General features: G+C 58.5%; 22 protein-coding genes. 9 read left to right on the top strand and 13 right to left on the bottom strand.

Annotation, left to right across the window (positions count from 1 at the left end; genetic code table 11):
• Positions 1-15: 15 nt before the first annotated feature.
• From ade to BMW66_RS15120, 4 genes are all read left to right on the top strand, one after another.
• Entirely contained in the window at positions 16-1824 is a 1809-nt protein-coding gene (gene ade, locus BMW66_RS15105; protein ID WP_093119713.1) for an adenine deaminase, read from the top strand.
• Positions 1825-1862: 38 nt separating this feature from the next.
• Entirely contained in the window at positions 1863-3305 is a 1443-nt protein-coding gene (locus tag BMW66_RS15110; protein WP_245729500.1) for an AMP nucleosidase, read from the top strand.
• A gap of 130 nt (positions 3306-3435) precedes the next feature.
• Positions 3436-3723, top strand: coding sequence for an HU family DNA-binding protein (locus BMW66_RS15115; protein ID WP_093119715.1), 288 nt, complete (start codon positions 3436-3438; stop codon positions 3721-3723).
• Between the two features lie 72 nt (positions 3724-3795).
• Entirely contained in the window at positions 3796-4713 is a 918-nt protein-coding gene (locus BMW66_RS15120) for a DMT family transporter (protein ID WP_093119717.1), read from the top strand.
• Between the two features lie 27 nt (positions 4714-4740).
• On the opposite strand, the gene BMW66_RS15125 is transcribed toward BMW66_RS15120, so the two are convergent.
• Positions 4741-5370 carry a GlxA family transcriptional regulator gene (locus tag BMW66_RS15125; protein WP_342741877.1) on the bottom strand — a complete coding sequence of 210 codons (630 nt, stop codon included), beginning with the start codon at positions 5368-5370 and terminating at the stop codon, positions 4741-4743.
• Positions 5371-5774: 404 nt separating this feature from the next.
• Between BMW66_RS15125 and BMW66_RS15130 the strand changes: the two genes are divergently transcribed.
• Genes BMW66_RS15130 through BMW66_RS15140 form a run of 3 tightly spaced genes read left to right on the top strand, consistent with a single transcriptional unit; the run spans position 5775 to position 9806 of the window.
• The gene (locus BMW66_RS15130; protein ID WP_093119720.1) at positions 5775-6935 is read left to right on the top strand and encodes an acyl-CoA dehydrogenase family protein; all 1161 of its coding nucleotides are present in this window, start codon (positions 5775-5777) and stop codon (positions 6933-6935) included.
• Positions 6936-6986: 51 nt separating this feature from the next.
• Positions 6987-9017 (top strand): acetate--CoA ligase family protein, encoded by a 2031-nt coding sequence (locus tag BMW66_RS15135; protein ID WP_093119721.1) that lies wholly within the window; start codon positions 6987-6989, stop codon positions 9015-9017.
• 3 nt (positions 9018-9020) lie between these two features.
• Complete coding sequence (locus BMW66_RS15140) at positions 9021-9806, top strand: carnitinyl-CoA dehydratase (RefSeq protein ID WP_093119722.1); 786 nt, start codon at positions 9021-9023, stop codon at positions 9804-9806.
• A 40-nt stretch (positions 9807-9846) separates the two neighbouring features.
• Here the strand turns inward: BMW66_RS15140 and dxs are convergent, their stop codons facing one another.
• From dxs to BMW66_RS15170, 6 genes are read right to left on the bottom strand one after another with little or no spacing between them, the layout of a single operon-like run.
• On the bottom strand, positions 9847-11775 hold the full coding sequence (dxs, locus tag BMW66_RS15145) for a 1-deoxy-D-xylulose-5-phosphate synthase (protein WP_093119724.1): 1929 nt from the start codon (positions 11773-11775) through the stop codon (positions 9847-9849).
• Between the two features lie 18 nt (positions 11776-11793).
• Positions 11794-12663, bottom strand: a complete 870-nt coding sequence (locus tag BMW66_RS15150; RefSeq protein WP_342741878.1) for a polyprenyl synthetase family protein — start codon at positions 12661-12663, stop codon at positions 11794-11796.
• A gap of 43 nt (positions 12664-12706) precedes the next feature.
• On the bottom strand, positions 12707-12949 hold the full coding sequence (locus BMW66_RS15155; RefSeq protein WP_093119725.1) for an exodeoxyribonuclease VII small subunit: 243 nt from the start codon (positions 12947-12949) through the stop codon (positions 12707-12709).
• Positions 12946-13884, bottom strand: a complete 939-nt coding sequence (locus BMW66_RS15160; RefSeq protein ID WP_093119726.1) for a histone deacetylase family protein — start codon at positions 13882-13884, stop codon at positions 12946-12948. The genes BMW66_RS15155 and BMW66_RS15160 overlap by 4 nt, the downstream gene beginning before the upstream one ends.
• Before the next feature lie 52 nt (positions 13885-13936).
• The gene (locus tag BMW66_RS15165) at positions 13937-14638 is read right to left on the bottom strand and encodes a response regulator (RefSeq protein WP_093119727.1); all 702 of its coding nucleotides are present in this window, start codon (positions 14636-14638) and stop codon (positions 13937-13939) included.
• On the bottom strand, positions 14635-15132 hold the full coding sequence (locus BMW66_RS15170; RefSeq protein WP_093119728.1) for a MarR family winged helix-turn-helix transcriptional regulator: 498 nt from the start codon (positions 15130-15132) through the stop codon (positions 14635-14637). Before BMW66_RS15170 ends, BMW66_RS15165 begins: the two co-directional genes overlap by 4 nt.
• A 168-nt stretch (positions 15133-15300) precedes the next feature.
• On the opposite strand from BMW66_RS15170, the gene BMW66_RS15175 reads away from it, so the two are divergent.
• The gene (locus BMW66_RS15175) at positions 15301-16167 is read left to right on the top strand and encodes a branched-chain amino acid aminotransferase (RefSeq protein ID WP_093119730.1); all 867 of its coding nucleotides are present in this window, start codon (positions 15301-15303) and stop codon (positions 16165-16167) included.
• Positions 16168-16206: 39 nt separating this feature from the next.
• On the opposite strand, the gene BMW66_RS15180 is transcribed toward BMW66_RS15175, so the two are convergent.
• Positions 16207-17154, bottom strand: a complete 948-nt coding sequence (locus BMW66_RS15180) for a DMT family transporter (RefSeq protein WP_093119731.1) — start codon at positions 17152-17154, stop codon at positions 16207-16209.
• 99 nt (positions 17155-17253) lie between these two features.
• On the opposite strand from BMW66_RS15180, the gene BMW66_RS15185 reads away from it, so the two are divergent.
• A complete protein-coding gene (locus BMW66_RS15185; RefSeq protein ID WP_093119732.1) occupies positions 17254-18762 on the top strand; it encodes a malonate--CoA ligase in 1509 nt (502 codons plus the stop codon).
• A gap of 93 nt (positions 18763-18855) precedes the next feature.
• Here BMW66_RS15185 and BMW66_RS15190 read toward each other — a convergent pair whose 3' ends face one another.
• The 5 genes from BMW66_RS15190 to BMW66_RS15210 all read right to left on the bottom strand — a co-directional run bounded on the left by BMW66_RS15190 (position 18856) and on the right by BMW66_RS15210 (position 23732).
• The gene (locus tag BMW66_RS15190) at positions 18856-19698 is read right to left on the bottom strand and encodes a fumarylacetoacetate hydrolase family protein (protein WP_093119733.1); all 843 of its coding nucleotides are present in this window, start codon (positions 19696-19698) and stop codon (positions 18856-18858) included.
• Between the two features lie 135 nt (positions 19699-19833).
• Positions 19834-21399: an AMP-binding protein gene (locus BMW66_RS15195; protein ID WP_093119735.1), complete on the bottom strand. Its 1566-nt coding sequence runs from the start codon at positions 21397-21399 to the stop codon at positions 19834-19836.
• Entirely contained in the window at positions 21386-21922 is a 537-nt protein-coding gene (locus BMW66_RS20395) for a VOC family protein (RefSeq protein WP_093119736.1), read from the bottom strand. Before BMW66_RS20395 ends, BMW66_RS15195 begins: the two co-directional genes overlap by 14 nt.
• Before the next feature lie 8 nt (positions 21923-21930).
• Positions 21931-22422 carry a TRAP transporter small permease gene (locus tag BMW66_RS15205; RefSeq protein WP_093119737.1) on the bottom strand — a complete coding sequence of 164 codons (492 nt, stop codon included), beginning with the start codon at positions 22420-22422 and terminating at the stop codon, positions 21931-21933.
• 8 nt (positions 22423-22430) lie between these two features.
• On the bottom strand, positions 22431-23732 hold the full coding sequence (locus BMW66_RS15210; RefSeq protein WP_093119739.1) for a TRAP transporter large permease subunit: 1302 nt from the start codon (positions 23730-23732) through the stop codon (positions 22431-22433).
• Between the last annotated feature and the right edge of the window lie 45 nt (positions 23733-23777).

Below are 23777 nucleotides of genomic sequence, written 5' to 3' on the forward strand. Positions count from 1 at the left end.
ATGTAAACGTGGGCCATGACTGACAGAAACCTGACATCCTGGGCCGCAAGCGCCCCCCGCCTTGTCGCCGTGGCCGCCGGCCGTGAACCTGCCGATCTCGTCATCCGCAAGGGTCGCTGGGTCAATGTGCACACCCGCGAGATTCTGGACGATCACGACATTGCCATTGCGGACGGGCGGATCGCCTATGTCGGCCCAGACGCAAGCCATTGTATTTCCCCGAAAACTCAGGTGATCGAGGCCGAAGGCCGCTACATGATCCCCGGTCTGTGCGACGCCCATATGCACATCGAATCCGGCATGCTCACACCCGCCGAGTTTGCTCGCGCTGTGATCCCGCATGGCACCACGACGATGTTCACCGACCCCCATGAGATCGCCAACGTGCTCGGCCTTGAGGGTGTCCGGATGATGCATGACGAGGCGCTCTTGCAGCCCATCAACATCTTCACACAGATGCCGTCCTGCGCGCCATCCGCGCCCGGGCTGGAAACGACGGGCCATGAAATCACGCCCGATGACGTGGCCGAGGCGATGGCCTGGCCGGGGATCATCGGTCTCGGAGAAATGATGAATTTTCCGGGGGTTATCAATGGTGACCCCAAGATGCTGGCCGAAATTGCCGCCACGCAGGAGGCGGGTAAAACGGTCGGCGGACACTACGCCTCGCCCGATCTCGGCGCCGGCTTTCACGCCTATGTGGCGGGCGGTCCGGCCGACGATCACGAAGGCACCTGCGAGGCCGACGCCATCGCCCGCGTCCGGCAGGGAATGCGTTCCATGATGCGACTGGGCTCTGCCTGGTATGACGTGGAAAGCCAGATCACGGCGGTGACGGAAAAGGGGCTCGACCCGCGCAACTTCATTCTTTGCACCGATGACAGCCACTCCGGAACGCTTGTCAATGACGGGCACATGAACCGGGTGGTGAGACACGCCATTGCCTGCGGTTGCGATCCGGTTGTGGCGCTGCAAATGGCCACGCTCAACACCGCCACCCATTTCGGGCTGGAGCGGGAGTTAGGCTCCATCACGCCGGGGCGACGGGCTGACGTGATCCTGACCTCGGATCTTGTTGCGCTGCCGATCGAGCATGTGATCTCTGGTGGGCAAGCCATTGCAATCAATGGAGAATGCCTTGTCGATTGTCCACACTACGACTGGCCCGCCCGTGCCCGTGACACGGTGAAACTCGGACCTGACCGCCACGCGCAGGACTTTGAAATCAAGGCTCCGGGGGGCGCCGACCGCGTGACAGCGAAGGTGATCGGCGTGGTGGAAAATCAGGCGCCGACCAAGGCGCTGACGGCCGATCTGCCGGTGAGGAACGGGGTCGTGCAGATGGATATGGCCAACGGTATCTGCCAGATCGCGCTTGTGGAGCGGCATCGCGGCACAGGGGGCAGCACCAACGGGCTTGTGTCAGGCTTCGGCTATACCGGGGACATGGCCGTAGCCTCCACGGTGGCCCATGACAGCCACCACATGATTGTCGTTGGCACCAGCCATGAGGACATGGCGCGCGCCGCCAATCGGCTTGGCGAGGTGGGCGGCGGCGTCACCGTGTTCCGTGATGGGAAAGAGATCGCGATGGTCGAACTGCCTATCGCCGGACTGATGTCGGATGCTCCCGCCACGGACGTGGCCGCCAAGGCCCAGAAGATGGTCGAGGCAATGCAAGCCTGCGGTTGCACCCTCAATAACGCCTTCATGCAGCATTCGCTTCTCGCGCTCGTCGTGATCCCGGAGTTGCGGATCTCCGATCTGGGACTTGTGGACGTCACGCGGTTTGAGTTGACCGATCTGATCCGGGAAAGCACATGACCAATGGCCAATCCGATCAGCCGGTAGCGTCCCCTGACATGCCCGCGCCCGAGGCTTTCACAGATGCCGGCGCCGCAGTTGACCGGCTTGAAGAACTCTACACCCTGGCCACCCGCTTTCTGCGGGAAGCGTTCCGTCATGCGATGGAAAAGTCACCGGGCGAGGTCCGGGTTCGCGCGTTTTATCCCGAGATTCGGATAAAGACCACGAGCTATGCCCAGATCGACACACGGCTGAGCTTTGGTCATGTATCGGAGCCTGGCACACATGCCGCAACGATCACGCGGCCCGACCTTTTCCGCAGCTATCTCAAGCAGCAGATCGGCCTTTTGCTACACAATCATCAGGTTCCGGTAACGATCGGGGTCTCGGGCACACCGATTCCTGTGCATTTCGCGGTCGGCAACGACGATGCGATCACCGTCCCGCAAATGGGAGCGGCAGATTTCACACTTCGGGACGTGTTTGATGTGCCGGATCTTTCGACCACCAACGACGACATTGTCAATGGCATCGCCAAACCCGGCCCAAACGGTGAAGAGCCGCTTGCTCCCTTCACCGCGCAGCGGGTGGACTATTCGCTGGCCCGCCTCGCCCACTACACCGCGACGGATCCAGTGCACTTCCAGAACCACGTTCTGTTCACCAACTATCAGTTCTACGTGGCAGAGTTCGAGGCATACGCCCGCGCCCAGCTCGCCGATCCATCGAGCGGTTATAGCAGCTTCGTCTCAACCGGAAATGTCGAGATAGAAAAGGCCTCCACGCCCATTCCACCCGTGGACAAGCAGCCGCAAATGCCCACCTATCACCTGAAGAGAGAGGACGGCATGGGGATCACGCTGGTCAATATCGGCGTGGGTCCTTCAAACGCGAAAACGGCGACGGATCACATTGCCGTCCTGCGGCCTCATGCCTGGCTGATGGTGGGACATTGTGCAGGGCTTCGCAACACGCAGGCCCTTGGCGACTTCGTTCTGGCCCACGCCTACCTGCGCGATGACAAGGTGCTCGATGCCGATCTGCCGGTGTGGGTGCCGATCCCGGCGCTGGCGGAAATCCAGATCGCACTTCAAGAAGCGGTGGCGGAGGAAACGCAGCTTTCCGGCTATGACCTCAAGCGCGTTATGCGCACCGGAACCGTGGCCAGCATCGACAACCGCAACTGGGAGTTGCGCGAGCACACTGGTCCGGTGCAGCGTCTTTCGCAATCACGGGCGATTGCCCTGGATATGGAAAGCGCCACGATCGCTGCTAACGGCTATCGCTTTCGGGTGCCTTATGGGACACTCCTCTGCGTCTCTGACAAGCCGCTGCACGGCGAATTGAAACTGCCGGGCATGGCGTCGGACTTCTACAAGACGCAGGTCGCGCGACATCTGCGCATTGGAATTCGCGCTATGGAGTCCCTGCGGGATATGCCTCTGGAACGCCTCCATTCGCGGAAATTGCGCTCATTTCACGAAACAGCGTTTCTCTAAATCGGTGTCAAACGCCAAAATTCCATATTTTTATGGCGTTTCGATCCACTTTGCGTTGTGTTTTCGCGCGATTATCCGTTAAATGCGCCGCATGAGGCCCAGGATACGGGCGGACGAAGGAGAGAATATAATGGCCAAACCTATGACCAAAACCCAACTTGTGGCCGCACTTGCGGAAGAGATGGGCACTGACAAGAAATCCGCCGGCACTGCGCTGGATGCGATCACGACACTGATCACACGCGAAGTATCGGCCGGTGGCGCCGTGACTCTGCCGGGCGTGGGCAAGATCTACTGCCGTGAGCGCCCCGAGCGGATGGTGCGCAACCCGGCCACCGGAGAGCAGATCAAGAAAGACGCCGACAAGGTTGTCAAGATGACCATTGCCAAGGCACTCAAGGACAGCGTGAACGGCTGAACTTGCAATTTTTACGAGTTTCGGAAAGGGTCGCCCGAATGGCGGCCCTTTTCCATTTCCGAGGCACCCTCTATGAGCGACAAAAGTGACAGCACGTCCTTGCCTCTTGGCCTTGATCTGACGGCCATCGGCATGGGGCTGGCTTTTGCGCTGATCTGGTCATCGGCCTTCACCTCGGCACGGATTATTGTGGCAGACGCCTCGCCACTGGCATCGCTCAGCCTGCGGTTCTTTCTGTCCGGGTTGATAGGCGTCGCCATCGCACGCGCCCTCGGGCAGAACTGGCGGCTGACACCCGGCCAATGGCGCGCAACGTTGGTATTCGGACTGTGTCAGAATGCGATCTATCTGGGACTGAATTTCATGGCGATGCAGTGGGTCGAAGCCTCGCTTGCCTCAATCATTGCCTCCTCCATGCCGCTCATGATCGCCTTCGCCGGATGGGTGCTTTTCCGCGAAAAGCTCCGACCACTTGCGGCATTGGGTCTCGTTCTCGGTTTTGCCGGGGTGATCCTGATAATGTCGGCCCGTTTGTCCGCAGGAGTGGACGTGCTCGGGGTGGCGTTGTGCCTGATCGCCGCCGCCGCGTTGACGGTTGCCACGCTCATGGTGCGTGGCGCGTCGGCGGGGGGCAACTTGATGATGATCGTCGGGTTGCAGATGTTCGTCGGTGCCATCGTCCTCGCCGTCGTCTCTGCTCTAACCGAAACGGTGCATGTCACCCCAAGTTGGCGCCTCGGCATCGCGTTCATCTACACAACATTGGCCCCGGGACTTCTGGCGACCTGGATCTGGTTTTCCCTGGTAGGCCGGATCGGCGCAGTGCGCGCAGCAACCTTCCACTTTCTCAACCCGTTCTTCGGTGTCGCCATCGCTGCAATCATGCTCGGCGAAACACTTGGCCTCAGTGACGTGATCGGCGTGGCAATCATCACCATCGGTATTCTCGCGGTACAGCTTTCGAAGCAAGTGCCTCCACCGCCGGTTTGACGCGCTGGCCTACCCGGCAGCCAAAGGCTATAGCATTTCAATTCCACTTTGACGAAGCATTCGTGGCGTCGTGCCGAATTCCGTGCGGAAGGCGCGCGTCATCGCGCTGGCATTGTCATAGCCACTACGCATGGCTATCTCGGCGACCGGCAGTTCCGTCTCACTGGCGAGCTTTCGCGCCAAATTCAACCGCAGCCTGCGATAGATCGTTCGAGGCGAGGCACCCAGATCGGTGGACATGGCGTTTTCCAGTCGTTTTTGCGAGGCCCCGCAGCGGCGTGCGATCTCTGCCACAGTCAACGGAGTCTCGAGCGTTTCCTGCATAAGGGCCAAAGCGCGATTCACAAGCGCCCCACCTGCCCGCGCAGTCCCCGCATCAGAGCGCGCAGAGTCGGACGTCATGAAAAGTTGCGCCACTTCAAGCGCCAGGGCCGCACCATGGTTGCGCCGGATCATATGCATAACCATGTCGAAGGCGGCCATCGCACCGGAACAGGTGATGCGGGACCCGTCGATGACGAATCGCGCCCGCTCTGTCGCGACTTCCGGGAATCTTTCGGCAAACCTCATGAGTTCTTCCCAGTGGATTGTGGCCCGATATCCGTCAAGCAAACCAGCCTCGGCGAGCAGCCAGCTTCCAGTGTCCAGCCCGGCCACGGCACAAAACCGGTGAGACGCGGCACGCAAGGCAGCCTGAGTGCGCCATCCACCATGCCTGACAAACCCATACGATGGCATCACGATCAACAAATCACCTGACGAACCCCGCAGCCGGTCATGCGGCGCCACCCGCAGACCAGACGAAGACCCCACTGCCGCCCCGTCCAATGTCAGAAAGCGCCAGTGATAAAGTTCCTTGCGTGAAAGGGTATTGGCTGCTCGAAGCGGCTCCACAGTGTTGGCAAGGCAATGGTTGGAAAAGCCTTCAAAAAGAAGGATTGCGAATTGCTGCGACGCGGCATGTGATTTAATCCAATCGGGCATAAAATAGATCTAATCCTGCATGGTCCTCGGGGACAACCCACCCCACGATCCCCCAAGACACCGAAGAGGACAATCCCATGCAACTTGGCCTGAGCGAAGAACAGGAAATGATCGCGGCAACCGTGCGCCGTTTCGTCGAACAGGAAATCTATCCACACGAGGCGGAAGTTGAACGCACCGGCGAGGTCCCTTCAGAGCTTGCCGAACAGATCAAGAAGAAGACGCTCGATCTTGGATTTTACGCCTGCAACTTTCCAGAGGACGTCGGCGGCGCCGGGCTTTCGCATCTAGAGTTTGCGCTGGTCGAGCGAGAGCTGGGGCGCGGATCGATGGCACTCACCCATTTCTTCGGCAGGCCGCAGAACATCCTGATGGCCTGTGAAGGGGAGCAGAAAGACCGTTATCTCTTTCCCGCTGTGCGCGGCGAGCGGATGGATGCACTTGCCATGACCGAACCCGGCGCCGGTTCGGACGTGCGCGGCATGAAATGCTCGGCGCGTCGTGATGGTGGGGATTGGATTCTCAACGGTACAAAGCACTTCATTTCGGGTGCGGATCATGCGGATTTCGTGATTGTTTTCGTGGCCACCGGAGAAGACGATACACCGAAAGGCCCAAAGAAACGGATTACAACCTTCCTTGTGGATCGCGGAACACCGGGATTCACGCTGAGAGAGGGGTATAGATCGGTCAGCCATCGCGGCTACAAGAACATGGTTCTGGAATTTGACGATTGTCGGCTGCCGGATGCACAGGTGTTGGGTGAGGTCGATGGTGGCTTCGCCGTCATGAACGAATGGCTTTACGCGACGCGGATCACTGTCGCCACAATGTGCGTGGGTCGGGCCCGTAGGGCGTTCGACTACGCGCTCGACTATGCCGCACAGCGCGAACAGTTTGGCCAGAAAATCGGCAAGTTTCAGGGGGTGAGCTTTCAGCTTGCTGATATGATCACCGAGATCGATGCCGCAGACTACCTGACACTTGCCGCAGCGGACAGGCTCGACAAGGGGCTGCCTGCCAACCGGGAGATTGCATCAGCCAAGCTCTATGCCTCCGAGATGTTGGCACGCGTCACTGACGCTGCAATTCAGGTGCATGGCGGGATGGGCCTGATGGACGACTACCCCCTGGAGCGCTTCTGGCGCGATGCGCGGGTGGAGCGGATCTGGGATGGAACCTCGGAAATCCAGCGCCACATCATCAGCCGCGAACTGTTGCGCCCCCTGGGAGCGTGATGTGATCCGGAAACACCCTTCAATCGCACCCGGTTCAGACAAGGTGAGTATATGACCTACGATCTGTCCCGCCTGTTTCGTCCTCGCTCGATCGCCGTGATCGGTGGCGGAGCGTGGTGTGCTTCGGTAATCGAACAATGCAGAAAGATGGGCTTTTCGGGTGATCTCTGGCCGGTTCATCCGCGCGCAGCGACGGTTGGCGGCATACCGGCGTTTACCCGAATCGAGGATCTGCCAAATGCTCCTGACGCCGCTTTTGTCGGAATCAATCGAGAGTCTACGGTGACTATGATTGCGAAGCTTTCCGCGTCTGGCGCAGGCGGTGCCGTGTGTTTCGCATCCGGCTTTCGCGAGGCGCAGGCGGAGGACTCCCACGCCGCAGATTTACAGGACAGTCTTCTTGACGCTGCCGGTGACATGCCAATTCTGGGGCCGAATTGCTACGGCTTTGTAAACTATCTGGATGGTGCGCTCCTCTGGCCAGATCAGCATGGGGGCCAATCGACCGATAGGGGCGTAGCCGTCGTCACTCAAAGCTCCAATATCGCGATAAATCTGACCATGCAGAAACGCGCCCTTCCTCTCGCCTATGTCGTCACAGCCGGCAATCAGGCGCAGGTGGGACTCGCGGAAATCGGGATGGCACTTCTCGAAGATGAACGTGTCACTGCCCTTGGCCTGCATATCGAGGGGGTCGGCGATCTTCGTCAGTTCGAGGCGCTCAGCGAGACCGCCCGCAAATTGGGAAAGCCCATCGTGGCGCTGAAGGTCGGACGCTCTCATCAGGCACGGGCGGCAACAGTGTCACATACTGCGTCTCTCGCGGGGGAGGATTCTGGCGCGGAGGCCCTGCTTAACCGGCTCGAAATCGGTCGTGTCGACTCACTTCCGGTCTTTCTGGAAACTCTCAAGCTTTTGCATGTGGTCGGCAGGTTGCCCGATCCGGAGATTGCCACAATAAGCTGCTCGGGAGGTGAGGCCAGTCTTGCCGCCGATTTGGCCATTGCCCACGAAATCACGTTCCCTCCGCTGAACGCCCTACAGGCAGAGGGTCTGCGCGACGCTCTCGGACCGCTGGTGGCCCTGGCCAATCCGCTCGACTATCACACCTATATCTGGCGGAATGTCGAGGCCATGACACGGTGCTTTGCAGCTATGATGGCAGGAACCCAATCCCTCACGCTGTTGATCGTTGATTTCCCGCGCGATGATCGCTGCGATCCGGGGGATTGGGACTGCGTGATTGCCTCCAGTATCGCTGCAAAGGCGCAAACCGGCGCGCGCGTGGGAATGGTGGCATCCCTGCCGGAACTTATGCCGGAGAGTGTGGCAGAACAGTTGATTGTCGCCGGCATCGTCCCTCTGTGCGGACTTGACGAAGCTCTGGCAGCTATTCGAATCGCGGCAAGACCGTCAGCAGAACCTCCGCCTCCCCTCCTTTTGCCGACCGCGTCGGTTGCCCCTGATCTGATGCCTGAGGCAGAGGCAAAGCGTCAACTCGCGCTGCACGGTCTCCCTGTACCGAAAGCACGTCGGGCGAAGGGGAAAGTGGCGTTGACCGCCGCTCTGCGGGAAATCGGGACGCCAGCGGTCGTGAAGGCCGAAGGGTTGGCACACAAATCCGAAGTCGGCGGTGTATTCATGGCCCGCAAAGGAACCGGAGAGGCGATATCGGCGGCGCTGTCCATGCCGTGCGATAGCTGGTTGATCGAGGAAATGATCGAAGGCGGAGTGGCGGAACTCCTGATCGGTGTTGTAAAAGATCCCGCGCATGGCTTTGTCATGACGCTTGCCGCAGGTGGGGTTCTGACCGAAGTGCTGAAGGACAGCGCCTCTTTTCTTTTGCCAGCCACGGATGCGATGATCGATAACGCGCTGGACAAACTTCGGATTGCGCCTCTGCTACGCGGCTATCGCGGTGCCCCGGCAGGGCAACGCGCCGCAATCCTGCGGGCTGTGCGCGCAGTGGAAGACTACGTAGTGGCCCACGCGGATGGGCTCGAGGAAATCGAAATCAACCCGCTCATTTGCACACCCGATAGGGCGATTGCAGTGGACGCACTGATACGGCGAAAGGAGTGAGAGATGCCTCAAGATCCAGTAAGAACACGGCAAGTGGGCGCGGTGTTGGAAGTGACCCTCGACCGGCCCAAAGCGAATGCAATCGACCTCGAAACCAGCCGGATCATGGGCGAAGTGTTCCGCGATTTCCGCGATGATCCCGAATTGCGCGTGGCAATTCTCACCGGGGCCGGTGAAAAATTCTTCTGCCCCGGCTGGGATCTCAAAGCGGCGGCCGATGGTGATGCCGTTGATGGAGACTACGGACTGGGAGGATTTGGCGGCCTTCAGGAAATGCGGGAAATGAACAAGCCAGTCATCGCCGCAGTTAACGGAATTGCCTGCGGCGGGGGACTGGAACTGGCGCTGTCAGCAGACATGATCCTTTCTGCTGAACATGCCAGCTTTGCCTTGCCTGAAATTCGGTCTGGTACAGTGGCGGACGCCGCAAGTGTGAAACTGCCAAAACGGATTCCCTACCATATTGCGATGGAGCTTTTGCTGACTGGTCGCTGGTTTGATGCCAATGAAGCGCAACGCTGGGGTCTGGTGAATGAGATACTGGCCTCCGATAAGCTCATGGAGCGGGCGTGGGAGCTCGCACAAGTGTTGGCCAGTGGCCCGCCGCTGGTTTACGCGGCAATCAAGGAAATCGTGCGCGAAGCCGAGGATTCCAATTTTCAGGACATGATGAACAGGATCACCAAACGGCAATTACGTACGGTTGATGTGCTTTATGGCAGTGAGGACCAACTGGAAGGCGCCCGCGCGTTCGCCGAGAAGCGCGATCCAGTCTGGAAGGGTCGCTGAACGAAGGATATGGGCAAGGAATTATAGGCCAAACCCCACACTAGGCGCGGAGGCTTCCGATACGTGTGATTCCAAGAGTATCAAGTACCTTGGCCTCGATATGTTCGGCATTCATTGCGGCGCTGTCGTACATGTCACGTGGGCTGGCCTGATTGATGAACTTGTCGGGCAGCACCATAGAGCGGAATTTCAAACCACTGTCGAAAACACCTTCCTCCGCCAGAAGTTGCGCCACATGGGAGGCGAAGCCGCCAATGGCACCCTCTTCAAGCGTAATCAACGCTTCGTGGGTTCGAGCGAGTTCGAGAATCATATCCCGATCGAGGGGCTTGGCGAAGCGGGCGTCGGCGATTGTGGGTGTGACTCCCTTCTGCGCCAGTGTCTCAGCGGCGTTTTTCACCTCTTCCAGTCGGGTGCCGAAGGACAGAAGCGCAACGCGTTTGCCCTTCTGGATAAGGCGCCCCTTACCGATTTCGAGAACTTTCCCCTGTTCGGGCATCTCGACCCCAACGCCTTCGCCGCGCGGATAGCGAAAGGCGATGGGCCCATCGTCATGGGCAGCGGCAGTGGCGACCATGTGTTTCAGTTCTGCCTCGTCGGCGGCGGCCATGACGGTAAAGCCGGGCAGGTTCGCCAGATAGGCGATATCGTAACTGCCCGCATGGGTGGCGCCATCGGCGCCGACCAGCCCTGCACGGTCAATGGCAAATCGCACGGGAAGACGCTGAATTGCTACGTCATGCACCACCTGATCGTAACCGCGTTGCAGGAAGGTGGAATAGACCACACAAAAGGGCTTCATACCGCCAGCAGCCAGCGCCGCGCAAAATGTCACACCATGTTGTTCGGCGATCGCCACATCGAAGCAGCGGCTGGGAAATCGCTCGGCGAAAAGATTCAACCCGGTACCGTCAGGCATGGCCGCAGTAACCGCCACGATGCGGTCATCCTTTGCCGCCTGTTCCACCAACGCCTTGCCGAATACAGAGGTATAGGACGGCGCGTTGCTGGTTGCTTTCTTCTGTTCTCCAGTCCCCACATCGAAACGCGCCGTGGCGTGGCCTCTGTCACGCGCACGCTCTGCGGGGGCGTAGCCCTTCCCCTTTTTTGTCAACACATGAAGCAGCACCGGCCCCGTGGCCCGCTGATGCAGTGTCCGTAGAACCGGAAGAAGTTGCTCCATATCGTGACCGTCGATGGGACCGACATAGGAAAATCCCAGCGCCTCGAACAGGGTGCCGCCCACGGTCGCGCCTTTCAGCATGTCCTTGGCCCGTTTCGCCCCTTCGCGGAACGGTCCCGGTAGAAGCGATACCGCGCCCTTGGCTGCGGCCTTGAACTCCTGAAACGGTTCACCCGCGTAAAGACGCGAGAGATAGGCGGACATGGCACCAACCGGCGGCGCGATAGACATGTCGTTGTCGTTCAGGATGACGAAAAGCCGCTTTCCGAGATGGCCGGCATTGTTCATCGCCTCATAGGCCATGCCCGCCGAGATCGCGCCATCACCAATCACGGCGACTGCATCGCCAAGCCCACCTTCGCATTGCCCGCCAAGGTCCCGCGCCACGGAGAAACCCAGCGCTGCAGAGATAGACGTGGAACTGTGGGCGGCTCCGAAGGGATCATACACGCTTTCCGAACGCTTGGTAAAACCCGACAGACCGTCCTTCTGCCGAATGGTGCGAATACGGTCGCGACGCCCTGTTAGAATCTTGTGCGGATAACTTTGGTGCCCCACGTCCCAGACGATCTTGTCACGCGGGGTGTCGAAAATCGCGTGCAGTGCCACGGTAAGCTCGATCACACCCAGGCCCGCCCCGAGATGTCCCCCTGTTTCGGCGACCGCGGAAATAGTTTCGGCCCGTAACTCCTGCGCGAGGCGGGCAAGTTCAGCATCCGCGAAATGCTTGAGATCGGAAGGGCGCGACACGCGGTCGAGAAGGGGTGTTTCGGGCCGGGCTGACATGGATGCCGCCTTTCTGGTTCAGTTGTCGCGCGCAATAACGAAACGCGCCGCATCTCGCAAGGTATCGGCTTGCGAGCCGTAGGGGGCAAGTGAATCGCAAGCCGCCTCTGACAACTCTTGTGCACGGGCTTTCGCGCCATCGAGTCCCAGAAGCGACACAAAGGTGGCTTTGCCTGCATCCGCGTCTTTTTGCAGTCTCTTGCCTGCCTTTTCGGCATCGCCCTCCACATCCAAGATGTCATCGGCAATCTGAAAGGCAAGACCGAGCGCGGTCGCAAAGGCACGTTCCGGCGCCGGATCGGCGCCCGCCATGCGTGCCCCGCATTGTGCCGACCACTCAAAAAGTGCCCCCGTCTTTCCAGCCTGAAGAGCGGTTATCTGATCCAATGTGAGCGCATTCTGTGCCTTTTCCGCAGCAATGTCACGGGCTTGTCCCAGAACCATACCGCGCGCACCAGCCGCTCGGGCCAGCGTCAGTGCCAACTCAGCGCGAACCTGTGGATCTGCATGACATTCGGGGCATGTGACACATTCAAAGCCCAGCGTTTGCAGCGCATCACCGGCCAGAACTGCGGTGGCTTCATCCCATTTGACATGCACGGTCGGCAGACCGCGGCGCAGTTCATCATCATCCATACAAGGCAGATCGTCATGCATCAGGGAGTAGGCATGGATCGCTTCGATCGCAGCCGCTGGCCATATTGCGTTTTCACGCGGCACATCGTGCAACCGGGCGCCCTCCAAAACCAGAAAGGCGCGCAGTCGTTTGCCGCCCGCACTGGCATAGCGCATGGCTTCCACCACCGGCACATCGGTGAAATCGTTCATGACGGTGTCGAGATGGGTCTGCACCTCGGCGGCGGCCTGCTTGAGTCGTATCTGAAGCACCTGTGTTTCGTCCTTCGGGCGGTTCGCGTGCAGCGTAGGGCGACTACAGACCTTCGACTGGCTTCAATCCATCGGGGTTGCCTTCGGAATCGAGCGTGATCGCTGCGACCTTTTCCTCTGCCTCTTTGAGTTTTGCTTCACAACGGGCCTTGAGATCAGCGCCGCGTTTGTAGAGATTGATCGACTCCTCAAGCGAGACATCGCCGCGTTCAAGATCGCCGACGACCTTTTCAAGCTCGGCCATAGCTTCTTCGAAGCTCATTTCTTCAACGGGCTTGTCGTTCATGCTGTGCCATTCCTCATTAGTTCGTGGACATGGGCGGCGCTACTGTTCGCCAGTGCTTTCAGATCATACCCTCCCTCAAGCGTCGAGACAACGCGCCCACCGCAAACCTCCCGGGCCACATCGCAAAGCTGCGCGGTCAGCCAGGTGAAATCCTCGGTTGTCCAGTCAAGCTGCGCCAAGGGGTCGGCGGTGTGAGCATCAAACCCGGCCGACAAAATGAGTAGTTCAGGGGCGAATCTGATCAATGCCGGGAAAACTTCGCTTTCATAGGTGCGCCGCATCTCTGCACCACTACTCATCGGGGCGAGCGGCAGATTGATTACATTGTCATGCCCGCCGGTTTCATGAGGATGTCCTGAACCAGGCCAAAGCGGCATTTGATGCGACGAGACGAAAAGCGCACGCGGTTCATTCCACAAAAGCGCCTGCGTTCCATTACCGTGATGCACGTCAAAATCCACCACAGCGACCCGCGACAGGCCATGCCGGTCGAGCGCATGTTTCGCAGCGATGGCGGCCGTGCCGAGCAGGCAGAATCCCATAGGTTTTTCCTGCTCTGCGTGATGTCCCGGTGGGCGACAAGCGACAAAGGCATTGGAAACCTCATCCGACAGCACAGCGTCCACGGCAGCGATTGCACCACCAACCGCGCGGCGCGCGGCGGTGAGCGAGCCGGGTGAAATATGTGTGTCCGCGTCGAGCGGTCGTGTGCCGCTCACCGGAGCTTTTGTCTGAAGGCGATCGAAATAGCGCTGCGGATGACCAAGCAACACATCGGCATCGCTACATAACGGCGCATCGCGGCGGTCGAGTGCAGCAAACGACGGCGCTGAAAGCGCCTCGGAAACATGTGCCATACGCGCCACCTGTTCTGGGTGACCCGGTGGCATGATATGATCCAGACAATCGGGATGAGTATAAAGAGCGGTTGTCATGACCTCATCCTATTCAGCACCGGACCGGGCAGCAAGCCATACAAGGTGAGCGTCAATCCGGCGCCAGCATGTAGCCCGCGCCCCGCACAGTCTGAAGATAGCGTGGCTGCTTCGGATCAATTTCGATCTTCCGGCGCAGGCGAGTGATCTGCACATCAACTGCGCGCTCTTGTGCCTGTCCGCGATCACGGCCCAGATCCTCCACGAGCTTGGAGCGAGTGACGGGTGTTCCGGCAGAGACCGCAAAGATCTTCATCAATTGGCTTTCGGTCGCGGTCAGGCGCACGAGGTCCGAGCCGCGCCACATCTCGCCACGCTCGGTATCATAGCGAACCGGGCCAAGGTTCAGTACCTTGGGCGAAGTCTCGGTCGCAGGCTCGTCCGGAACACGCCGTAGGATCGCATTGATACGCAGCAGCAGCTCCTTCGGCTCAAAGGGTTTGGGTAGATAGTCGTCGGCCCCGGCCTCAAGCCCGGCTATTCGGTCCTCGATCTCGCCCTTTGCCGTCAGTAGCAGGATCGGCGTCGTTGCGGTCGTTCGAATGTGACGGGTGAGGCTCACGCCGTCCTCGCCGGGCATCATAACGTCGAGCACGATCATATCGAAATCCAACCCTGACAGGATGCGGCGCGCATGAGCCGCATCGCGCGCGGCTGTGACAAGGAATCCGTGCCGGACAAGGAACTTTCGCAGCAACCCCCGGATCCGTTCATCATCATCGACGATCAGCAGATGCGGTTCTATGGTGTTCATTGTCCGCTCTCACGCAAGGTGTGATACTGACGCCTCATCTCCGTATCCATCATCGCCTCAAGCACGCGTCGGAACCCGGCAACCGCTTCCGGTCCGGCCTCTCGAAAAGCCGCACGCATTCGCGTGCGCTGCGCATCCGACAGTCGACTCTCAAGTTCCCTGCCCGCCTCGGTCAAATAGAGATTACGCTCACGTTTGTCGTTTGAGCCAACGCGGCTTTCAACGAGGCCGTCTTCTATCAGAGTTCGCAGCACACGGTTTAGCGATTGCTTTGTTACCCCGAGTATCGCCAGTAGATTTGTCACCGTTGTTCCCGGCGCGCGATTGATAAAGTGGATCGCACGGTGATGTGCCCGACCATACGCCAGGTCGGCAAGGATGCGATCCGGGTCTGCGGTAAACCCACGATAGGCGAAATACATCGCCTCGATTCCTTGCCGGAGTTGTTCATCTGTCAGGAACAACAGGGTTTCGCCGCCGCTCTTCTCGGCCATGGCCACCTCGCGTTCACAAAATGCCTCTTCTGACGCCACAATAAGTCAGCTTTATTGACACTCCAAGAGCAAACTGGTAGCGAATCGCAGATTTTGCGTAACTTTATGTCCGAATCGGACACATTAAGCGCAATAAATGAAAATATCGCTGCGAGAAGGATCGAGGGAATGGCTGGTTATGATGATCGCGACGGCAAGATATGGATGGATGGGGCGCTGATCGACTGGCGCGAGGCCAATGTGCATATCCTGACTCATGCCCTGCATTACGCCAGTTCCGTGTTCGAGGGCGAGCGCGCCTATGGCGGCAAGATATTCAGAAGCCGCGAACATTCCGAAAGGTTGCACTATTCCGCCAGCCAACTCGATTTCGAGATCCCCTTCAGCGTGGACGAAATCGAGGCGGCCAAGACAGATGTCCTCAGGGCCAACAGCTATTCGGATGCCTATGTGCGCGCCGTCGCATGGCGCGCCGCTGGAGAAGACATGGGAGTTGCCTCGTCACGAAATCCGGTTCGGCTTGCCATCGCTGCCTGGGAATGGGGCGCGTATTATGGCGATGCCAAGATGAAGGGCGCGAAGCTGGATATTTCCAAGTGGAAACGGCCCAGCCCCGAAACCATCCCGTGCCATGCAAAGGCGGCAGGGCTGTACATGATCTGCACGCTGTCAAAGCATGCAGCCGAGGCCAAAGGGTGCTCAGATGCCATGATGTTCGACTACCGCGGCTATGTGGCCGAAGCAACCGGCGCCAATATCTTCTTCGTCAAGGACGGCGAGGTGCATACTCCCAAGCCGGACTGTTTCCTCAATGGGATCACGCGCCAGACCGTGATCGGTATGTTGGAGGCGCGCCAGGTAAAGGTGCATGAACGTCACATCATGCCTGAAGAATTGGAAGGGTTTGAGCAGTGTTGGCTTACCGGCACTGCCGCCGAAGTCACGCCAGTAGGCCAGATCGGAGACTACAGTTTCGAGGTGGGTCGACTGACTCGGGAAATCGCGGAAAGCTATGAGAAGTTGGTACGGGAGTGAAATCCACGCGCGAACGGCACCTGTCGCACGCCGACCGGCTCAGCCTTGTGGCGTGAGTGTCTTTCGGTCCTTCGACCGTTCCAGACCAAGCTGACGCTCACGCCATATTATTACGATCCCCGCCCCGATGATGAGCGATGCACCAATGAGCATGACCAGTGTCGGCACTTCGCCGAATATGAAATAGCCGATCAACAGCGCGTAGATCATCGAGGAGTAGTCAAATGGTGCAAGCACCGACGCCTCCGCATAGCGATAGGACGTAGTGAGAAAGATCTGCGCCAGCCCGCCCAGAAGCCCCGCCCCGACAAGATAGATGAGTTCCAAACCCGAGGGCATGACCCAGCCAAGCGGAATCGTCAGAAGCGAAAGAAGCGTGGCTGTGAGAGAGAAGAAGAAAACGATGGCCGAGGTCTGATCCGTCTGCACAAGGCGACGGATATGAACCTGCGCCAAAGCGCGGAAGACCGCAGAGCCCAGCACCAGCATCGCACCCAGCATCGCAACGGTCTCTGTACCGTCCTGATCGAACACCGACAGGCGTGGGTAGAGGATCACCAGAACCCCCAGAAGACCAAAGCCCACTGCAGAAAGCCGGAACAACCGCACCTGTTCACCAAGAAACATGGATGCAAAAACAACCGTCAGCAGGGGCGCGGTAAAGCCGATGGCCGTCACCTCAGGAAATGGCAGAAGGCCGAGTCCAGCAAATCCCAGCCCCATTGCCGTGGTACCTATAAATCCGCGCCAGAAGTGGCCCATAGGATTGACCACCCGCAACCCTGTGTGAAGTTCTCTTCTGTGCAAAAGCCAGATGACGATCACGATCATGGCAAAAAATGAGCGAAAGAAGACCGCCTGCCACGGGGGCACATGCGGTGCGCTGGCCTTGATCAATGAGGCCATGATCGCAAACAGAAGCAATGCGCTGAGCTTGAAAAAGACGCCGCGTGCTGTATTCGGCTTTGGGATACCAGTGGTTATCATGGCAAGAGATTAGGCGCGCCATACGGGGGAATCCATGCCCGCCCTTGATCTTTTTTCTCTGCCAAGGGATGACAGGGCGGTTTTCAGAAAGGGATCGGTATGTATGACAGCAATCATCTGATTTCACGGCTGCGCCGTGCGTCTCTCGGTCGGGAAGACGCGGTTTTCGCCATGCGTCCCGGTGGGCTGCCGGATATCACGTTCGATGCGCTCTTTGGTGGGGCCGAACGTATGGCTGCGGCGCTGGTCACACTTGGGGTCGTTCCGGGCGACCGTGTGGCAGTGCAGGTTGAGAAAACGCTTGAAGCAATCGAACTCTATCTCGGGACGGTGATGGCGGGGGCTGTCTTCCTTCCGCTCAATACCGCTTACACTTCGAATGAAATCGCCTATTTTCTTCGCGACGCCACCCCGCGTGTAGTGGTCTGCGACCCAGCACGGGAAGCCGAGATTGTCAGGGACGCCGATGGCGCGCGCGTCATGACGCTCGACGCAGAGGGATACGGAAGCATGATCGAAGCCGCCAAAGGTCAGGCGGCCGGGTTCGTACCCGTCGCACGACGGGGAGAGGATCTGGCTGCCATCCTCTATACCTCCGGCACAACGGGTCGGTCGAAGGGCGCAATGCTTAGCCATGACAATCTCTCATCAAATTCCGAAGTGCTACGCGATTATTGGCAATTCACCGATGAAGATGTGCTGATCCATGCGCTTCCGATCTTTCATACGCATGGGCTTTTCGTGGCCACCAATGTTGCACTCCTGTCCGGAGCCTCGGTTATTTTCCTGCCGCGCTTCGATGTCGATGATATCCTGGACGCGATGCGACGCGCGACAGTAATGATGGGGGTTCCCACCTTCTATACGCGTCTTCTGGACGACCCGCGGATTGATCGCGATCGCGTGGCAAACATGCGGCTGTTTGTATCCGGGTCCGCACCACTATTGGTGGAAACACACGAACGCTGGGAACAGCGGACGGGCCATCGCATCCTCGAACGGTATGGCATGACGGAAACCAATATGAGCACCTCCAATCCCTATGAAGGAGAGCGGCGGGCGGGGACGGTTGGTTTTCCGCTGCCGGGCGTCGAGTTGCGGGTGATGGACAAGGGCTGCGAGGTCGCCCCCGGTGAAATCGGCGTGCTCGAAGTGCGCGGACCGAATGTATTCAAGGGCTATTGGCAGATGCCACAGAAAACTGCCGAAGAGCTACGGCCCGACGGCTGGTTCATTACCGGCGATCTGGGATATGTCGATACAGATGGCTATGTTACCATCGTGGGGCGGGCGAAAGATCTGATAATCTCCGGCGGATTCAACGTATACCCCAAGGAAATTGAGGGCGTCATCGACGATCTGTCCGGGGTGCTTGAAAGTGCGGTGGTCGGCGTACCGCATCCTGACCTCGGAGAGGCAGTCATCGCGGTGGTTGTGCACCAAGGCAAAGGCACATCGCAAGAGGCGATACTAGATGCGATGTCGGATAAAATTGCGCGATTCAAGCAACCCAAATACGTTGCTCTGGTAGAGGAGCTTCCGCGCAATACGATGGGCAAGGTTCAGAAAAAGGCCTTGCGCGAGACCTACGTGAATCTTTTCTCCTGAGTTGCGGCAAACAAACCTGAGCTTTCGCGCCTCCTGCTTTTGGGGGCCACATCTACCGCGGCCCCGCGCACCTGAAGGTCAGCAGCACAATAGTCACCAGCCGTCGGCAACCACCCTCTGACGCTGCAGTCCCAGCCCCTCGACCCCAAGTTCAAGCACATCTCCCGGCTTGAGATATGGTGGCGGCGTGCGGCCCATCGCAACGCCCGGCGGTGTACCGGTTGAAATCACATCCCCCGGGAGCAGGGTCATGATCTGACTGAGATAGTGAATAAGATAGGCAACTCCGTAAACCATTGTTGCGGTTGTGCCATCCTGCATGGTCTTGCCATTCACGGTCAGCCAAAGCCGAAGCGCCTGTGGATCAGCGATTTCATCCGGTGTGACCAACCAAGGCCCGAGTTGGCCGAAATTGTCGCTACTCTTGCCCTTCGTCCACTGACCGGCCCGATCGAACTGAAAACCACGCTCAGTCACATCATTGCTGACTGCGTAACCTGCCACATGGGAAAGCGCCTCTTGTTCGCTAACGTATTTCGCGGGCTTTCCGATGATCACGGCAAGCTCCACCTCCCAGTCGATCTTCTCTGCACCGCGCGGAATGATAATCGGATCGTCAGGGCCACAGATTGCACTCGTGGCCTTCATGAAAAGCACCGGCTCCGGGGGAACTGCAAGCCCGGCTTCAGCGGCATGATCAGCATAGTTGAGACCGATCCCGAGGTATTTTCCCGTTCCGCCCACCGGCGGGCCAAGGCGGGGTTGTCCTTCCACCTTGGGAAGGACTGTCAGATCCAGGCCGAACAGTGCACCGAGATTGACCAGAACCGATCCTGTCAGATCCGGGATCAGCCCCGACAGATCACGAATTTCGCCATCAGCGTCCAGTACGCCGGGTTTCTCCTGCCCCGGCTCTCCATAGCGAACGAATTTCATAAACAGCCCTTTCCAACGCCATAAGTGTCGGCCTGCACTTTCACCGCATGAAGCGGGAACCGCAAGCGGGCCCATAGGACAACAAAGGGCGACGACGCTATGTACTTTGACTATTTCACGCTGCTTAGCCAAAAATCATTTCTTGGCCTCCGCATCCCAAGCCTGTTTCGTGCCTAGATCACGAAGGGTTTGCTTTTGAATCTTGCCTGTCGGTGTCTTGGGCAGTTCATCAACACGCATGTCGATATACCGAGGGCGCATGTAGAGCGGCAGCACCTCGGCCAGAAACGCCGAGAGCGCTTCGGGTGATAGCTCTGCACCGGGAGTGAGACTGACCACAATCTTCACCTCTTGCTCTCCGAATGGCGATTCGACCGCCACCGCCGCGCTTTCGCGCACTGCGGGATGGGCGTCCACCTCGCGCTCGATCTCATACGACGAGATGTTTTCGCCCCGGCGGCGGATCGCGTCCTTCAAGCGGTCATGGAAATAGAAATATCCATCGTCGTCACGACTAAGCAGATCACCTGTGTGCAGCCATTGGTTGTGCCATGCCTCGGCGGTTTTCTCCGGCTTCTTCCAGTATCCGAGATTGAACTCCCATGGGTTTTCCGACCTCAGGACCAGTTCACCAACCTCGCCGTTCGGCACTTCTTCGTCGTATTCGTTGACGATCCGGGCGATCACGCCAGCACGGGGGCGGCCACAAGTGCGCCCATTGGGCAGCTCGAACCCGGTTTGCAGCGGACAGCTGACCTCCGTCATGTTGAAAAGAGTGGCCACTTTTTCAATTCCAAAGCGACGCTTGAACTTGCCTACATCCCCGACCAACGGCGCCATGATCACTTTTTTCAAGGGATGTTCTCGATCGTCGTCACTCTCGGGCTGTGCCAGTAGAAACGCAGGCATTGCTGTGATTATGAGAGTCATCGTCGCCCCGAAATAGCGGATATCATCCCAAAATTCGGTAGCGCTGAACTTTGGCCTGATTGCCAGCGTCGCCCCGGCGATCAGCGGAATGCCTGCGAGATGTACAAGCCCCACATGGAACATCGGAGCGCACATGTAATGCACGTCATCGGGATCACAGAGCGCGGCCTGACCCGCGGCGGTCGCGTGTGCTTGCGCGTAGGGATAAAGCACCCCCTTTGACGGTCCGGTGGTACCAGAGGTATAAAATACGGCCATCGGATCAAAGTAACGGACAACAGGCGGCAGCGGATCGTCCGACTGTTCGAAAAGCACCGTGAATTCGTGCTGCATCCAAGGCGTTTTGCACCCTGGCTCCCCGTCGTCACAAACGATGACGTCTTGCAGATCGGGAAGGTCTTCGGCCACCTCCATCCAACGATCAAGATACCCCTGCGCAATGACCGCATGGCGGGCGCCGCAATCCGATGCCTGATGTGCGAGCATTCGTTTCACATAGGCTTCGTTCATCGGACACATAAGCGCGCCGATCTTGCAAAGTCCGAGCCATACAAGAAAGAAATCAATGCCTGAAGGCATCATGACCAGCACGCGATCACCCTTGGTCACACCGAGCGATGCGAAGCCTCTCCCAACGCTATTTGCCAGCGCATCGGTTTCGGCATAGGTCAGTCGACGTTCACGCGTGACAAGGAAGGCTTTATCGGGTTGGCGCTTTGCATGATCCTCGACAATATAGTGCATGACGATCTTGCGGTCATCGATGGTCATCACCCGGCTCCTCTCGATTTGCTGTGCGTTCCTGTCTCAGGAACTCCATGAATTCGACGATAAAGCCGTCGGGGTCAGGACAGCAGAAAACCCTTTGCCGCGTGCCGCCCATGTCAATTTCGGTCGGAGGTGAGTAGGGTTGGTGCCCGGCCAACGACAGTCCCTCGTGCATCTCGTCCGCATTCCGCACACGCAAACAGATACGGGGCACGCCCACGGCGGTCAGGTCCCCGGAAAGGCGCCCCCGCGTCGGTGGTAATGTCCATTCGATGAGATCAAGCCGTGTGGCGCGCGGGTCATCGCCCAGCATCAGAAACCGGGCTCGTGCCTTGCATCCCTCGGGCACACGCAGAATCGGAACAAGCCCGATATCAGCAAAACTTCTTTCGGCGTCCGTCTCTTCGAACTCGATCACCCGATGGAAGCCAATGAGTTCATAGAAAGTTGTTGAGCAGTCCAGATCGGTGCAGTTCAGATTGAAATGAAACAGGCAGACGGCGTTGGACTTGTCCTTTTGCTTCATGACCTCTCTCAATTGAAGACTGCGCGGACGTCACGCAGTAAGAGGCGAACCACCTCGATCATCATGATACCGAAGGATAGCGGCGCCATGATTACCACCGGCCAGGACGGCCAGTATCCGGTTCCAATCTGTAGCTGCCGACCGAATTCAAAAGCGGTGATCGTGTATTTCGCACAATACCAGGTCAGCACCGCGTAGACCGCTAGCTCACATAGTAGAACAAAGGCGCCAACGGCTCTGGCGACATGTTTCGACAGAAAGACATCAATGACTTCCAGCTTTGGAAAACTGCCGGAACGATGCGCCAGCGGCAGGCCCCAGAACACCAGGAGGGGAAAGAAAGCTCCTCCGATCATGTTGTAACCACCCGGGATGAGGTCAGCTTGTAGAATATAGCGACCAAATACAGTCAGGACAGTTATCCCCATGATCGCAAGCAGGCACATACCGCCGCCGATGGCGGCTAGTCCCCATTCGAATTTCCCTATCAAGCGTATCATTCCAGCCCCTATTGAATTCTGCTTGGTAGCCAGGTCACGACTTCTGGAAACCGCACGAGAATGAATGACACGATCACCGCCGTCACCAGCGCAAACAGTCCTGTGCGCCGGAATATCGGCGCGACGGGATGCCCTGCAGCCGCACAGGCAGCATATGTCGCGAGCCCCACTGGCGGCGTCAAAAGGCCGAGTGAAATCATGAAACACGCCATTACGCCGAACCATATGAGATCGACCTCAGCAGCGTTCAGAAGCGGCATGATGATCGGAATGATCAACACCATGACGGCGGCGGATTCGAGTATTAGGCCGGCGACAAAGAATACCAGTAGAAGCAAAGCGATCAATACCGTCGGGTTTTCGAGCATTGGGGCCGCAAAATCGAGCAATTCCCTTGGCGCACGGGATAGCGAGAGGAACCGACCAAACGCCTGTGCTCCCAGAACGATAAACATGAGCATCGCGGTCACTTTGACGGAATCGGTTAGGGCCTCGAACACATCCCGCAACCCGATTCGTCGCATTCCGAGCATTCCGATCAGCGCCGTTACGGCCCCTAGTGCTCCGGCCTCTGCGGCGGTGACGATTCCACCGTAAATGCCTCCAAAGATAACGGTCATCAGGATCAGGACAAAAACGAAGGCAGAAACGGCGCTTCGACTCACATCGGTTTCGATACCTTCATCAGTGTCGGTGCCTTCTTCGCTGACCTCCGCGAAGAAATGCAAACATCCGATATAGACGGCAATACACAGCACCCCCGGTAAAAGCGCTCCAATGAACAAATGACCAACAGGCACCAAAGTGAGAGAGCCATAGATAATCATGATGATCGAAGGCGGAATGATTGCAGCAAGCGAGCCGCTGATCGCGGCAAGTGCGATTGAGAAACTACGTGTATAGCCCACACGTTGCAATTGCGGGCTGGCCATTGAGGCAAGTGCGGCCGAGGCCGCCGCGCCAGACCCGGACACTGCGCCGAGAAGGCCACCAGATACGATCGTCGCCGCCCCAAGGGGAAAGCGCCGGCGTCCTGACAGCCGGTAGCCAACCAGAAACAGATCCTCGACCACACGGCCACGCAGAAGAAACTGCGCCATGACCAGATAGAGGGGAATAATCGACAACGAAAAGGAAGACGCCGCCCCAATGATGTCGGGCGCCAACAGTCCACCAAGCACCTTGACGCCCACCAGAGCGACAATTCCGATGATGCCGGCTCCCATAAGAACGATTGCCACACTCTGGCCGAGAACGAGAAAGAGGCCGAACCATATGCTGATAAACAGCAGCGCCTCATGATTGGTCATATCGGATCACTCCGGCAAGCAGGGGCGGCGTTTGGCCGCCCCATC

The organism is Salinihabitans flavidus (assembly GCF_900110425.1).
Classification (GTDB): Bacteria; Pseudomonadota; Alphaproteobacteria; order Rhodobacterales; family Rhodobacteraceae; genus Salinihabitans; species Salinihabitans flavidus.

Bases quoted from the DNA above. Each gene is read 5' to 3' on its own strand.
- ade (WP_093119713.1), top strand. From the start codon at position 16: ATGACTGACAGAAACCTGACATCCTGGGCCGCAAGCGCCCCCCGCCTT.
- BMW66_RS15110 (WP_245729500.1), top strand. From the start codon at position 1,863: ATGCCCGCGCCCGAGGCTTTCACAGATGCCGGCGCCGCAGTTGACCGG.
- BMW66_RS15115 (WP_093119715.1), top strand. From the start codon at position 3,436: ATGGCCAAACCTATGACCAAAACCCAACTTGTGGCCGCACTTGCGGAA.
- BMW66_RS15120 (WP_093119717.1), top strand. From the start codon at position 3,796: ATGAGCGACAAAAGTGACAGCACGTCCTTGCCTCTTGGCCTTGATCTG.
- BMW66_RS15130 (WP_093119720.1), top strand. From the start codon at position 5,775: ATGCAACTTGGCCTGAGCGAAGAACAGGAAATGATCGCGGCAACCGTG.
- BMW66_RS15135 (WP_093119721.1), top strand. From the start codon at position 6,987: ATGACCTACGATCTGTCCCGCCTGTTTCGTCCTCGCTCGATCGCCGTG.
- BMW66_RS15140 (WP_093119722.1), top strand. From the start codon at position 9,021: ATGCCTCAAGATCCAGTAAGAACACGGCAAGTGGGCGCGGTGTTGGAA.
- dxs (WP_093119724.1), bottom strand. From the start codon at position 11,775: ATGTCAGCCCGGCCCGAAACACCCCTTCTCGACCGCGTGTCGCGCCCT.
- BMW66_RS15155 (WP_093119725.1), bottom strand. From the start codon at position 12,949: ATGAACGACAAGCCCGTTGAAGAAATGAGCTTCGAAGAAGCTATGGCC.
- BMW66_RS15160 (WP_093119726.1), bottom strand. From the start codon at position 13,884: ATGACAACCGCTCTTTATACTCATCCCGATTGTCTGGATCATATCATG.
- BMW66_RS15165 (WP_093119727.1), bottom strand. From the start codon at position 14,638: ATGAACACCATAGAACCGCATCTGCTGATCGTCGATGATGATGAACGG.
- BMW66_RS15170 (WP_093119728.1), bottom strand. From the start codon at position 15,132: ATGGCCGAGAAGAGCGGCGGCGAAACCCTGTTGTTCCTGACAGATGAA.
- BMW66_RS15175 (WP_093119730.1), top strand. From the start codon at position 15,301: ATGGCTGGTTATGATGATCGCGACGGCAAGATATGGATGGATGGGGCG.
- BMW66_RS15180 (WP_093119731.1), bottom strand. From the start codon at position 17,154: ATGATAACCACTGGTATCCCAAAGCCGAATACAGCACGCGGCGTCTTT.
- BMW66_RS15185 (WP_093119732.1), top strand. From the start codon at position 17,254: ATGTATGACAGCAATCATCTGATTTCACGGCTGCGCCGTGCGTCTCTC.
- BMW66_RS15190 (WP_093119733.1), bottom strand. From the start codon at position 19,698: ATGAAATTCGTTCGCTATGGAGAGCCGGGGCAGGAGAAACCCGGCGTA.
- BMW66_RS15195 (WP_093119735.1), bottom strand. From the start codon at position 21,399: ATGACCATCGATGACCGCAAGATCGTCATGCACTATATTGTCGAGGAT.
- BMW66_RS20395 (WP_093119736.1), bottom strand. From the start codon at position 21,922: ATGAAGCAAAAGGACAAGTCCAACGCCGTCTGCCTGTTTCATTTCAAT.
- BMW66_RS15205 (WP_093119737.1), bottom strand. From the start codon at position 22,422: ATGATACGCTTGATAGGGAAATTCGAATGGGGACTAGCCGCCATCGGC.
- BMW66_RS15210 (WP_093119739.1), bottom strand. From the start codon at position 23,732: ATGACCAATCATGAGGCGCTGCTGTTTATCAGCATATGGTTCGGCCTC.